At 69.4% G+C, this 12488-nt stretch carries 12 protein-coding genes; 5 read left to right on the forward strand and 7 right to left on the reverse strand.

Translation table 11 applies throughout. The annotated features are described in order from the left end of the window. Positions 1 to 88: 88 nt before the first annotated feature. Complete coding sequence (locus tag DKT68_RS07965) at positions 89 to 2119, reverse strand: hypothetical protein (protein WP_109816763.1); 2031 nt, start codon at positions 2117 to 2119, stop codon at positions 89 to 91. 242 nt (positions 2120 to 2361) lie between these two features. Further along, a complete protein-coding gene (locus tag DKT68_RS07970; protein ID WP_109816764.1) occupies positions 2362 to 3432 on the reverse strand; it encodes a hypothetical protein in 1071 nt (356 codons plus the stop codon). 490 nt (positions 3433 to 3922) lie between these two features. Here DKT68_RS07970 and DKT68_RS07975 point away from each other — a divergent pair, with 490 nt between their 5' ends. Both DKT68_RS07975 and DKT68_RS07980 read left to right on the forward strand, forming a co-directional pair. Continuing rightward, entirely contained in the window at positions 3923 to 4345 is a 423-nt protein-coding gene (locus tag DKT68_RS07975) for a hypothetical protein (protein WP_146218313.1), read from the forward strand. Between the two features lie 342 nt (positions 4346 to 4687). Beyond that, a complete protein-coding gene (locus DKT68_RS07980) occupies positions 4688 to 5335 on the forward strand; it encodes a class I SAM-dependent DNA methyltransferase (protein WP_109816766.1) in 648 nt (215 codons plus the stop codon). Between the two features lie 10 nt (positions 5336 to 5345). Here the strand turns inward: DKT68_RS07980 and DKT68_RS07985 are convergent, their stop codons facing one another. The 3 genes from DKT68_RS07985 to DKT68_RS07995 form a co-directional block, all read right to left on the reverse strand. Continuing rightward, positions 5346 to 5705, reverse strand: coding sequence for a hypothetical protein (locus tag DKT68_RS07985; protein ID WP_109816767.1), 360 nt, complete (start codon positions 5703 to 5705; stop codon positions 5346 to 5348). A gap of 142 nt (positions 5706 to 5847) precedes the next feature. Continuing rightward, a complete protein-coding gene (locus DKT68_RS07990) occupies positions 5848 to 7017 on the reverse strand; it encodes a hypothetical protein (RefSeq protein WP_109816768.1) in 1170 nt (389 codons plus the stop codon). Continuing rightward, complete coding sequence (locus DKT68_RS07995) at positions 7014 to 7526, reverse strand: SigE family RNA polymerase sigma factor (protein WP_330848931.1); 513 nt, start codon at positions 7524 to 7526, stop codon at positions 7014 to 7016. The genes DKT68_RS07990 and DKT68_RS07995 overlap by 4 nt, the downstream gene beginning before the upstream one ends. A gap of 140 nt (positions 7527 to 7666) precedes the next feature. Between DKT68_RS07995 and DKT68_RS08000 the strand changes: the two genes are divergently transcribed. Both DKT68_RS08000 and DKT68_RS08005 read left to right on the forward strand, forming a co-directional pair. Continuing rightward, positions 7667 to 8473, forward strand: a complete 807-nt coding sequence (locus DKT68_RS08000) for an alpha/beta fold hydrolase (RefSeq protein WP_109816770.1) — start codon at positions 7667 to 7669, stop codon at positions 8471 to 8473. Positions 8474 to 8556: 83 nt separating this feature from the next. Beyond that, a complete protein-coding gene (locus DKT68_RS08005; RefSeq protein ID WP_236646782.1) occupies positions 8557 to 9729 on the forward strand; it encodes a SpoIIE family protein phosphatase in 1173 nt (390 codons plus the stop codon). Between the two features lie 227 nt (positions 9730 to 9956). Here the strand turns inward: DKT68_RS08005 and DKT68_RS08010 are convergent, their stop codons facing one another. Then, on the reverse strand, positions 9957 to 10259 hold the full coding sequence (locus DKT68_RS08010) for a MerR family transcriptional regulator (RefSeq protein ID WP_109816772.1): 303 nt from the start codon (positions 10257 to 10259) through the stop codon (positions 9957 to 9959). A 932-nt stretch (positions 10260 to 11191) separates the two neighbouring features. Continuing rightward, positions 11192 to 12010, reverse strand: a complete 819-nt coding sequence (gene map, locus DKT68_RS08015; protein WP_109816773.1) for a type I methionyl aminopeptidase — start codon at positions 12008 to 12010, stop codon at positions 11192 to 11194. Positions 12011 to 12110: 100 nt separating this feature from the next. On the opposite strand from map, the gene DKT68_RS08020 reads away from it, so the two are divergent. Next, positions 12111 to 12377, forward strand: a complete 267-nt coding sequence (locus DKT68_RS08020; RefSeq protein WP_109816774.1) for a helix-turn-helix domain-containing protein — start codon at positions 12111 to 12113, stop codon at positions 12375 to 12377. Positions 12378 to 12488 lie beyond the last annotated feature (111 nt).

The raw sequence follows: 12488 nt of genomic DNA on the forward strand, positions 1-12488 counted from the left end.
GTCGGGGACGGTCCGTACCGCGCCAGAGCGCGCGGGCCCGCCGGGATGGTGATCCCGGCGGGCCCCTCCGGCGCGACCGGTTACCGCGTCACGGGCAGGGCGTCCGCGCGCAGACGTCGATGACCTTGCCGGTGAGCAGGAACACCGCCTTCTGTTTCTGGGCCCCGGCCTGGGCGCGCGGGAACTCGTGCGGATCGTCGCCGTACTCCGGCCCGGCGGGGGCGAGGTTGGTCGGCGGTGGCGCGTACGCGGCGCCGCTGTTCCAGATCACGATCGCCGAGCCGGTGTACGGGTAGCTGCGGATCGGCGCGATGCCCCAGTACGGCCGCACGTCCAGGGACCAGCCGTCGGCGAGCGCGGGGGTGTGCAGGCGTGCGCCGATGGTGCGCGCCTGGACCTCCGCCGCGGCGGGCGAGACCTGCTGGTCGCCGAAGGCCACGTGCATCAGCACCTGGTGTGCCGGGGTGCCCGGCAACGGCCGGTCGGTCATGTGCTGGGCGTACCCGTTGGCCTCGGACCGGTCCCACAACATCTGCAGCAGCGCGAGGATGAGCTGCTGGTCGGCCTTGTCGGGGTAGTAGCCGTCCATGATCGTCTGGAACGGGGCGAAGTCCACGCTGCGTTGCAGCAGCGTGGAGTAGTTCATCGCGGGCACGCCGAGCACCGACCGGGTCCAGTCCTGGGCGATGGCGGTGAGCGCGCCGCCGTTGATGCCGCCCTGGCTGTTGCCGTCGTAGTGCAGCCCGCCGGCCACGTTGATCAGGGGCCGTGCGGTGGCGTCCCGGAACGCCGGGTGGGCGGCGAAGCCGCCCGGGTGGATCATCGCGCGGCCGAGGAACAGGAAGTTCAGGTAGCTCTGCTGCAACCGGTCCACCACGGCGGGGAAGGAACTGAGGTCGGTGAAGGAGCCGGCCACGTAGGGGACGTCGGCGGCGGCCATGCCGATCCAGCTGGTCGCGCAGAAGGTGAAGTCGTACGTGTTCGACATCGTCTTGACGTTGCCAGCGTTGATCTCGGTCGGCCTGCCGAGCAGGCCGTGGCCGTAGAGCGAGAGGTGCGCCGGTTTCGCGGCGGAGGCACTGCGCGGGATGTTGCAGACGAAGTCCGCCGCCACCGTCGCGCCGGACGGCGTGGGCAGGGCGTTCGGCGTCGGTGGGGTGCCGCCGCCGGGCGGCCCGTAGTGCAGCCGGGAGCCGGGCCCGCCGTCGCCGGTCAGATAGGACGGCACGCCGATGGTGCCGGTGACCTGCCGGGCGATCAGCGGCTCCTGCTCCGGTGGGTAGTCGGTCACCTGGGTGACGGTGAACGACGGTGCGGCCCGCCGGAGGGCGGCGAACGCGCCGTCGCGGATGGCCAGCATCCGCCCGGTCAGACCCTGTCGGCTGGCCACGGTGAAGTCCCAGGCCAGGTAGAGGCTGTGTCGCTTGACGCCGGCCCTGGTCAGGTCGGCGATGATCCGCTTCATTTGCGGCACGCGACTGTCCCGATGGCCGAGGCCGGCACCGGTCACGTACGCCGTGAACGCCTTCGGCGCCGGGATCAGCTTCCCGTTGCGGTCGCGCAGGCCGCGCAGGCCGACGACGTACCGTGTTCCTTCGGTCAGCGCCACCGCGGGCCGGATGATCAACAGCTGCCGGTCGGGCTGGTCGGCGGCGTGCGCGTCCAACTCGGCCCAGTACGGCGTGCGCTTGCCGGTCCGGGCGTTGAGCAGCACGACCGGCGCGTCCGGCGCCAGGGAGCGGCCGATGTCGGTGACCGGCGCGATCCCGGTCGCCTTGGCGTCGAGGCCGGGCACGCGCACCAGGATCGGCGAACCGGGACTGAACCCGTCCTGCCGGTTCCATTCCGTCGGGTCGATCGGGGTCCCCTGCACGTTGGCGGGCATCGCGGAGGCCGCGAAGCGCACCCGCTTGCCGGTCGGGCTGGTCCGGTCCGGCACGGTGAAGTAGTCGTTCGGGAACGGCAGCAGGCAGGCCGTCGGGTCGATCGGGTCGCAGGCCCGGTGCCCGGCCGGTGCGGAAGCCGCGGGCGGTGCCGCGGCGGCCGCCGGGCCGAGCAGGACGGCGCCCGCGGTCACCAGCACGGACACGGCGAGACGGAGCCGTCTGGAGGTGGTCACACGCATCTCCTTCGACGCTGGACGGTGAATCGACGCAGGGGCCGCCGGTGGTGGGTGGGCGGTGCTGTTCTTCCTACGCTCGTGAATGGATCTCGGCAAGAGCCGCTGCCGGGCCGCGACGCCCTGGCCAGACGAACGTGGGCGCACGTCATCCCACTCGGCAAGCCCTGGCGCGACGGCTACGTCGAGTCGTTCACCAGCCGCGTCCGCGACGAATGCCGGCGCCCGGCGCCGTCCGGTCGTCAGCTGAAGAGGTTCTGGTCGTCGTCGAGCATCCAGTTGTACTCAGGTCCCCGTTTGCCACCGTGACCCGGCTGCCGAGGTTCCTGGGAATCGGCTACCGGGGGCCGGGACGAGGCCGGAGTATCGGCTACCGGAGGTCGGGACGAGGGCGACGGTGGGTTCGACGCTCGGGAGTCGAGCCCCTGAAACCGCTCACGGATTTCGATCATGTCCCGCTGCAGGCCGATGATCTGGTTGCGGAGTCGTCGCTGAGCCTCGTCGGACTCCTGCCGGTAGCGATCGAGTTCGTGGTAGCGCCTGTCAGCGACGTCGCGCGCTTCGGCGAGATCCACACGTGTCTGCAACTCGCGCTGCTCGAGCTCCTCGTGCTCGCGCTTCTTCTGCTCAAGAGCCGCTTGGCTGAAGTTCGCCTCTTCGTGGGCGTTGCGTACGCGTCGCTCAAGCGACTCAGCAGTCTCCTCGGCGATGCGGACGCGCTCCTGAAGCGTGGAGACCAGCCCGTCGAGTTCCTGCTTCGTCTGACGGATGAGGTCGTGAGCCGACTGAAGGGTGGTGTAGTCCCTCTGGATCGAATCGAGTTGGCCCTGGAGGACGGCAACTTGATCACGAAGCCGGGCGGAGAGCGCCTCACCGCGTTCGAAGCTCTCCTGAAGCCGGGCGATCTCCTGCTGCAGCAGCATGACCTGAGTGGTGGGGTCACGAGCCTCTTCCGGTGAGGAGATCGCGTCCTCCACCGTCGCCCCATCGACGATCAGCTTTCCGGTATAGCGAGGCGGTCGTTCCTCGTGCACCGAGTAGTAGATGCCGGCAAGGCGTTCGACCTGGTGGTCGCGCCAGCCCTCCTCGGCGTCATCCGGCGCGCAGTGATCGAGAACCCATTCAACGAGCTGCCATTTGGGCGTGCCGTCGAGCTGGCGACTGATCGTCTTGTACGGATCTGATCTCTTGGTAGCTTCCTGAACCTTGTCCGCCAGGCGCCGCATCGAGCCGTACCCCTTGCCATGGCGACTCTCCATGAGCTCGCGGAGCGCCTTGCTCAAGGGATTGGCGGACCGCCTCAGGGTGTTCACGACCGTATGTCTACAGGGGCGATCCGGATGAAGGCAGTCAACTTCCGGCTACAAGGAAGTGTGTGTGCGCATCGATCAGCGCATAAGGGACAACATCCATCCTCTGGGGAAGTTGACGCCGACGAGGCGCTGACCAGCTGGACGACAAGCAGCACTTCCCGACAGAGAGAAGTGAGTCCTTCTCAGAATTCCGGGCACGGGGAATACGGCCGTCATGATCAGGTGGGTGGGATCGCCGACAACGAGGTTCTGACAGGTCAACGACGAGACCGAGGCGAAATTCTCGATCATCCCACTGCGGGGAACTTCCGACCTGGGCTCCGGGCGCCGGGAAGTCCGCATCCACGAACTTGCACGTCTACTGGAGATCCACTCGACATGGTGCCATTTTTACGCTGACGCAATCACGTCGGCAAGGTTCAGGGGCGTCTACCGCTTCGCGCTCACGATCGAGGTAGACGCCCCTCCTGGAACCCCGAGGGGGACCCACATGGCCAGTATGGCGGAACCACCTGCCGGCACAGAAGACCTGTCGCCTCGCGACTCGGTGTCGGGTCGGAACACGCCGGTCCAGCGCAGCAGCGGCACCTGGGCCGCGGTTGCCACTGTCGTTCTGGTGCTCGGCGGTGCTGCCGGGCTCCTGCTGACCGGTCACACCCTGCAGGAATCGCTGATCGGTGCGGGCGGTCTCGCCCTCATCGGCGGCCAGGTCGCGCGGCGCATCGTCGCCGACGCCGGTCCGCTGCCCACGATCGTCGTGGCATTCGCCGTCACCGCGTTCGGCGCGGTGATCTACCTGCAGGGCGCCACTCTCACGGAGGCCGTCGCGAGCGCCGGCATCGGCGGGTTCGCCGCTGGCGAGATCGCCGCTCGCATGTTCGGCACTGATCCGCGGCCGCAGCGGAGGGTGTAGCGCCGGTGAGCACCGGGTCGGCTTTGTCCCCTGCCGTCGCACCACGACGGAGCGCCGGAGCCGGCCCGGGCCCGCTTTTCAAGGCTGATCGTCACCGACCCATGTGGACCTGACCGGCGCCCGTAGACCCGCGCCGGTCGTCGCGCTGCGCCCCGGGCCCGAGGTCGTGCAACGGACGTCCGCGGGTCGGCGCCGACGCGAGCGCGTCAAGGTCGCGTACGTCCGGGACGAGAGCCCGAGCGACGCCTTGGCGGCGTCGTCACATCCTCGCTCCCCACGGGCGGCAAGTGACAGGAGTCGCCGCGCCTCGTCGGCGGCAGAGGTCGCGCATATAGTCACGCGGTGAACCTGGACCAGGTCCGGCAGGCGTACACGTCCGTCGCGGATCTCTACATCAAGCTGTTCGGCACGAGCCAGCAGGTACATGCCGACGACCTCGCGTTCATCGGGCGGCATCTGGCGGGCCGATCCGGCAGGGTCCTCGATCTGGGCTGCGGGCCCGGCCACATCACCGGTCACCTTCGCTCGTTGGGCGTCGACGCAGCGGGGATCGACATGGTCCCCGAGTTCATCGCCCATGCGCAGGCGGCCCACCCAGACGTTGAGTTCCACCTCGGGTCGATGGAAAGCCTCGTTGTCGCCAACCACTCCGTCGCCGGCATTCTGGCCTGGTACTCGCTGATCCACCTACCGCCGCAGAACCTCGACGGGGTGCTCACCGAGTTCCGGCTGGCCATGGCCCCGTCCGGAACGTTGGTGCTGGGCTTCTTCGACGGCGACGAGGTCGCGGCCTTCGACCACAAGGTCACGACCGCCTATCGCTGGCCCGTCGACGAGATCTCCGAGCGACTGACGCGCGCGGGCTTCACCGAGGTCGAGCGCCTGCAACGGCCCAGCGACGGCACTCATCGGCCGCTGGCCGCCATCGCGGCAATCGCAACCAGCCCGGAATGCGGCGACGGCGCGGGAGATGGCCGCGTGGCGCTGTGACCTGGCTGGCCTACCGCAGCCAGCGCAGTGCGGCTTCGGCAGTGTCCTCAGGGCTGCTGTTGAAGGCGATGGCGGCCCGGGGAGCATGCTGCCGAACAAGGTTGACCACCTTCTCGAAGAACTCGAGCAGCGGCTCATGCTTGCGGATACCACCCCCCACCACCACGCAGGCGTAGTCCCTCCCGGTCAACGCCTCGACAATCGTCCCCTCGGCGTTCTCGTCGGGTACCACCAGGCACATGTCCGCCTCGATGCCATGATCACCGAAACGAGCCTGACCGCGTGCGATCGCCGCTACGACCGGCTCAGGGTCCCAGCCAGGGATCCGGACGGGATCGAGACCGATCACCAGCACTCGCCCCAGTGCCATACATCTCCCCTTGTTGGACGGAAGGGTCTGGCCGTGTCACACGTCCCGATGCTGCCACAGGCGGTACCAGACGTGCTCGATTCCCGGCCGCCGCCAGCGGACAGGTGCCCGGCGCCAGCGACAGGGACCGGGCGCGCGACCCTCAGCGGCGGCAGCGCCACACCAGCGGCCGGTACACCTCGTTCTCGTAGACGGCGCCGACAACGGTCAGACCGTCGTCGCTGATCCCGTTGGCCGTGTATGTGCCCGCCTCGGTCGCGCGGACCTCGGGCCGGCCCGGCAACCGGCGGGACGTGCCGTCCGGGGCGACGACCAGCGGGGCACCGTCGCCGACCAGCAGGTCGCCGTTGCTGGCGATCCCGGTCGCCCCCGGGAACGGCAGCACGCTCACCGCCCCGGTCGTGAGATTCCACCGTACCGGCAGCATCTGCACGGCACCGCCCTGCTGGGCGCCGGGGACCATGCCGATCGCCCATTCGCCGTGCGCCGAGTCGACCGAGGCGCGCGGGTAGCCGTCGGGCACCGCCAGCGCCGCCCCGCTGCCCTGCGGCGTCCACCGGTAGGGCAGTTGGCCCATCGCGCCGACGACCGTGCCGTCCTCGGTGATCCCGGTCGCGGCGGATCCCGGCTGGCCGACCAGCCGGTACTCCTGCGGGCGGTCCGCCGACCACAGCACGGCATGGTGCGAGTCGCCCGCTCCGGTGGCGGTGCCGGCGATGTCGCCCCGGCCGTTGACCGCGTGCACGATGACCGCGTCGTAGCCGGGCGGGGTGGCCAGGAAACGCAGTCTCCCATCCCGGTAGACCCAGCCGGTGCCGTCGCCGTTGGTGCCGACCACGTCGCCGCCAGCGTTGACCGCGGCCGCGTGCCGCGCGCTGGCCGGCAGGAGGCCTGCCCGGCCGTTGGTCCACAGCACGACCCGCCCGTCCTCCTGCCCGGTGCCGACGTCGCCGACGATGTACCGCCCGGTGGGGTCGACGCTGTTCGCCACCGCGACCGGACCGTCGACCGGCTGCGGCAACCACGACGCTTCGCAGGTGACCGGCGGGCCCGGCGCGGTCGACACGGTCCCGGCCGGTGACGTCGCGAGGGCCGGCGTGGGCGGAGCCGGCCGGCCGGCGGCCCCACCGAGCTGGACGGCGCCCACGACGCCGATCCCGGCCAGCGCCGTCACCGCAGCGATGCCCCCAACGCGGCGGCGCTGGCGGCGACGCCGACCGTCGCGGATCGCGCGGCCCACGTCGACCCGCGGCTCGGGAACCGGCGCCGATTGCAGCAGTGCGGCGATTCGCTGGTCATCCAACGTGGTCATCTCGGATTCCTCCCGGACGTCTCGGTAATGTCGAGCACCTGGCGGACCGCCACCAGTGCCCGAGCCGTCTGCGACTTCACGTTGCCTTCGGAGCAGCCCATCGCGGCGGCCGTGTCGGCCAGCGACAGATCGCACAGGAACCGCAGGACCAGTACGGTGCGCTGGCCGCGGGGAAGGTGGGCGAGCGCGGCGAGCAGGCTGTCCCGCTCGGCCAGCCCGTCGTGCGGCGTGACGGGCGAGCGCTCCGGCTCCGGCATCGCCCCCAGCAGCCGGACCTTCGCCCAGCTCAACCGCTTCTCGTCGACGAGCTTGTGCACCAGCATCCGGTGCACGTACGCGTCGACGTTGTCGGCCCGACTGACCCGGCGCCAGTTCACGTACAGCGCCGTGATCGTCTGCTGCACCACGTCGTCGGCCAGGTGGGCGTCGCCGCACATCAGGAACGCGGTCCGATGCAGGCTCGGCAGTCTCGCGGAGACGTACTCCACGAACTCACGCTCGGCATCCACCAATGGGGACTCCCTTCTCCGCAAGCTCGACGGGTCCGGAGGACCGTCAGGTTGCGTCAACGCCGAAGTTCGGCAGGGTGCAGGTGCGCCCAGGTGAGCGGGCAGTTGGTCCGGAGGTGCGGGTGGTGGAGGATAGGTGAATGCGTGTGCGGGCTCGTAACAACGTGGTGGTGGCCGGTCGTGAGGGCGGTCCCACCGTTGTGCTCGCACACGGGTTCGGCTGCGATCAGCACATGTGGCGCCACGTCGCTGCAGAAATCGGACAATGGGCCCAAGTGGTGTTGTTCGACCACGTCGGATCAGGCAAGGCTGATCCGACGGCCTGGGACGCCGACCGGTACGCCTCCCTGGACGGGTACGCCGACGATGTGCTGAGCATCTGCGCGGACCTGGACCTCCAGCAGCCGATCTTCGTCGGGCACTCGGTCAGTTCGAGCATCGGAGTGCTGGCGGCGAACCGCGAGCCGGATCGCTTCTCCGCGCTTGTCCTGGTCACCCCGTCACCGTGCTACATCGATGACGGTAGCTACCGAGGCGGTTTCACTCGCGATGACATCGACGAGTTGCTCGAGTCACTCGACAGCAACTACCTCGGCTGGTCGTCGAGCATGGCACCCGTGATCATGGGCAATCCGGAGCGGCCGGAGCTGGGTGAGGAGCTGACAGCAAGCTTCTGCCGAACGGATCCCGCGATGGCGCAGGTGTTCGCCCGCGCCACGTTCCTGTCCGACAACCGTGCCGACCTCGCCGCGGTGAGCGTGCCAACCCTGATCCTGCAATGTGCCCGGGACGCCATCGCGCCGCCTGAAGTCGGCGCGTTCGTGCACGCGCAGATCGCCGGAAGTCGGCTGGTCACCCTGGACGCGACCGGGCACTGCCCGCAGTTGAGCGCGCCGGAGGCCACGGCCGCGGCGATCACGTCGTTCATCACGGCCGTCCACCGATGACCGCCACTGCCGGGCGTGATTCATACGCTCCGGGTCCGAGCGATGACGGGAGCGCCCGGCCGGGCGAAGTGGGGTTCCCTGCCTTGCTGGAAGACAACCTCGAAGACCTGTACGAGAACGTGCCCTGCGGGCACCTGTCCACCCTCCTGGACGGCACCATCGCGAAGATCAACGGCACCCTGCTGGCATGGCTCGGCTACCGCCGCGAGGAGCTCGTCGGCCGGCGCCGCTTCAGCGACCTTCTGACCGGCGGGGGCCGGATTTACCACGAGACTCACTTCGCACCGATACTGGCCATGCTGGGCGAGGTCGGCGGTGTCTCCCTCGAGCTTCGCACCAAGGACGGCTCCCGTATGCCGGTCCTCGTCACCTCTGTCGTCAAGGCAGGCAGCGAAGGTCAACCCCAACTCATCCGTACGGCCATCTTCGACGCCAGAATGCGCCGCGCCTACGAACGGGAGCTCCTCAACGCCCGCAGAGCCGCGGAACGCGAGGACGAGCGACTACGGCAACTCGTCAGCAAACTGCAACGCAGTCTGCTTCCCGCCGTGCTGCAAACCCCGCCCGGACTGGAAAGCGCCGCGTACTACCGGATGGCCTCCACGGACGAGGTCGGCGGCGACTTCTACGACCTGTTCCCCCTCGACGACGGCCGCTGGGGATTCTTTCTCGGCGATGTCAGCGGCAAGGGCGTCGAAGCGGCAGCCGTCACGGCCCTGGCCCGCTACACGCTGCGCGCCGCAGCCGTCTACAACCCGGACCCTGCCGCCGCGCTGCACAACCTCAACACCGTCCTCTGGCAGGAATACCGCGAGGACGCGCGCTACTGCACTGTCGTGTTCGGCATCCTCACACCCACACCGGCTGGCGGCGGGTTCACCGCGGTCATCGCCAGCGGCGGGCACCCCGAGCCACTGCTGCTGCGGGCCGATGGTTCCGTCCACTACCTGTCCACGAAGGGCCGCATCGTGGGGGCCTTCCCGACCTCCCAATACACCAACACGACCGTCATAGCGGACCCCGGCGACACGTTGCTCCTCTACAGCGACGGACTCACCGAGGCTCGTCCTGCCAGCAGCGAGACCGCCGATGGCCGTTTCGGGACGGCGGCCCTCGCCCGATTCGCCACCCATCTGGCACCTACCAACGCCGCCGACGCCGTCGCCGCCATCACCGATCTGCTCGGCACCTTCGGCGCCGGGCTCACCGACGACACCGCTGTCATGGCCATCGGCGCCCCACCCAGCCGGCCCTGACCGGCCCTCTGCCGTAACGGCGCTCTCGCGGGTGTCCGGCTCAGCCAGGCGGGTCTCGCCGGCGGCACTACCCCGTCCGACGCTTCGTACCACGCATCGCGCATCTTCCATCGCGCGCACACGCCGTGCCGGCACCGTGCGCCCCACGAACGACAAACGGCCCTGCCCTGACGGGAGGGACCGTGGCGCTCGCGTCGACCTCGGGGGGATACCGCCCCGAGTTGCGCTCAGCCCTGCTGGCGGCGCCCATTGTGTCGAAGGGCCTCTTCGAGTTGGTCCTCAAGAATGATGATCCGGCAGGCCGACGCCAAGTCGGTGCCCTGATCGCACATCTCCCGGGCTCGTGCGGCCAGGCGAAGTTGGTAGCGGGAGTAGCGGCGGTGCCCTCCACTCGAGCGCTGCGGGTCGATCAGTTTCGCCTCGCCGAGCCGGCGCAGGAACTCCTGCGAGCAGCCGACGATCTCGGCGGCGCGGCCCATCGTGTAGGCGGGGTAGTCCTCGTCGTCGAGCATGTCGCTGGGTTGAGCCATGAAACCTCCATCACGAGGGCCCCGGTGCTCGAAAGCACCGGGGCCCAGGGTTGTGGGTCAGGAACACCATCTACCGACAGAACGTCGGCTTGTCGTATCCGCACCAGCCCTCAGTGAAGGCTTCGGGTGCGAGGATCGCATAAGCGTGACCGGAGACCACCTCTCGTTCGATGGAAACTGCGGTGTCCGCGCCCAGCGCACGAATGCGGCCGGCAGCGGGCGATCCAACGGTGTAATGCCCTCCCTTGCCTCTGACTTCCTCTGTCGTGTCCGTGCTGTCCGTCGGCGTCCGAGCCCCACGCGACTTCATGGCCCTGACGCGTACGACGAACCCTCCTTACCTCGGGTGCAGCCCTGAACCAGCATCGGCCCCACCCGCTGTCACACCCGGTCGCGCATCACGTCCGGTTACCACTGACAACTATTCGTGCGTACTACCTGGCTGCGGCAAACCTCTGCCGCCGAACCGAGCAGGGCCAGCAGCTTCCTGGCTCCACCCCGTCGCCCTCGTGCGGGGCGGTGACGTCAGCGTTCTTGCTAACTTCGTTCTCGACCCCAGGAACGTTAGCCGACGGCGGCGAGGATATCTAGCGCTTCGCACAAAGATTTTCTGTGCGGACGCACCTCGGCTGCCCGCGGCCCGGTCGGTCAACACCTCAGCCCGGCAGACGTCTCGGCAGCCGGCGGCGGCCAGGGCGGCCCGGAGCAGCAGCGGTCTTACCGACGGCCGGCTCCTCCACCGGCCGCCACAGGGCAGGCACACGACACGATTCGCGGCAGCGACCGTCACGGCGAGAGCGAGCCGGTCTGGTGTAGACGGCGTGACATCACCGTCTGGGGACTCCCCCGGACTCGGGGCGGTTCAACCTCCCATGATCGGGACCAAACGGTTGCTCCGTCCGACCATGCGCACGTCGCGAGGCGGCGCCCGTTCAGGACCTCGCGGCCGCCTGTCCGCTGCGGTTGCCCGGCCTGGTGCCGTGCCCGGGGCGGGAGGTCAGCACCCGGGGGCCGGCGTCGGTGATCGCGACGGTGTGCTCGGAGTGGGCCGTGCGCGAGCCGTCCGCGGACCGGATCGTCCATCCGTCGTCATCAAATTTGATCTTGTCGGTGCTGCGGCAGAACCACGGCTCGATCGCGACCGTCAGGCCGGGCTTGAGCTTCATGCCCCGGCCGGCGCGGCCGTCGTTGGGCACGTGGGGGGCCTCATGCATGGTGCGGCCGATGCCGTGCCCGCCGAATTCGCCGTTGACCCGGTAGCCGTAGCGGCGGGCGACCCCGCCGATGGCGGCGGAGATGTCGCCGAGCTGATTGCCCGGCCGCGCCGCGTCGATCCCGGCCTCCAGCGCGACCTCGGTGGCCTCGATCAGCTTCAGGTCATCCGGGGTGGGGGTGCCGATGATGACGGACAGCGCCGAGTCGGCGACCCAGCCGTCGATCCCGACCGCCATGTCGATGCTCAGCAGGTCACCGTCGCGCAGGGCGTAGTGGTGCGGCAGGCCGTGCAGCACCGCGTCGTTGACCGAGAGGCACAGGACGTTGCGGAACGGGCCGCGGCCGAACGACGGCGTGTAGTCCCAGTAGCAGGACTCGGCGCCACGCTCCTTGATCCGGCGACGCGCGTGGTGCTCGAGGTCCATCAGGTTGACCCCGACGGCGGCGACCTCACGCAGCTCCGTCAGCAGCTCGCCGACGAACTGGCCGGCCACGGCCATCCGGTCAATCTCCTCGGCGGACTTCAGTTCGATCACGATCAACCTTCCCTCTCCGGTGCGGTATATTTATACCACGCTGATCGGCGCGCCGGCCGGGTTGCGCTGCCGGTCCGAGAAGGCGGACTATCCTGCTGACATGGTTCGCCCACCGCTCACACCTGAACAGATCGCCGCGGGGCAACGTCTCGGGGCGGCGCTTCGGGTCGCGCGAGGCGGTCGCAGCATCGTCGAGGTGGCCCTGGCGGCCGGCATCTCGCCGGAGACGCTGCGCAAGATCGAGGTGGGCCGGCTCCCGGCACCCGCGTTCGGCACCGTGGTCTGCCTCAGCGAGGTCCTCGGCGTCGCACTCAGCGACCTGGCCGAGGTGTGGCTGGCCGACCTGCGCGTCCGCGAAGCGTCCTGAGGACCTGTTCACCTGACCGACGCCCGGTGGGTGTTGATCGATCGGCGGGCAGGTGGGCTGAGCTCCGCGGTTCCGCAGGTGGCACGCCGCCGACCAGGCGATGCGTGAATG

Source organism: Micromonospora acroterricola, from assembly GCF_003172955.1.
Classification (GTDB): domain Bacteria; phylum Actinomycetota; class Actinomycetes; order Mycobacteriales; family Micromonosporaceae; genus Micromonospora; species Micromonospora acroterricola.

Bases quoted from the DNA above. Each gene is read 5' to 3' on its own strand.
- DKT68_RS07985 (WP_109816767.1), bottom strand. From the start codon at position 5,705: ATGGCACTGGGGCGAGTGCTGGTGATCGGTCTCGATCCCGTCCGGATC.
- DKT68_RS07990 (WP_109816768.1), bottom strand. From the start codon at position 7,017: ATGACCACGTTGGATGACCAGCGAATCGCCGCACTGCTGCAATCGGCG.
- DKT68_RS08000 (WP_109816770.1), top strand. From the start codon at position 7,667: ATGCGTGTGCGGGCTCGTAACAACGTGGTGGTGGCCGGTCGTGAGGGC.
- DKT68_RS08010 (WP_109816772.1), bottom strand. From the start codon at position 10,259: ATGGCTCAACCCAGCGACATGCTCGACGACGAGGACTACCCCGCCTAC.
- DKT68_RS08020 (WP_109816774.1), top strand. From the start codon at position 12,111: ATGGTTCGCCCACCGCTCACACCTGAACAGATCGCCGCGGGGCAACGT.
- DKT68_RS07975 (WP_146218313.1), top strand. From the start codon at position 3,923: ATGGCCAGTATGGCGGAACCACCTGCCGGCACAGAAGACCTGTCGCCT.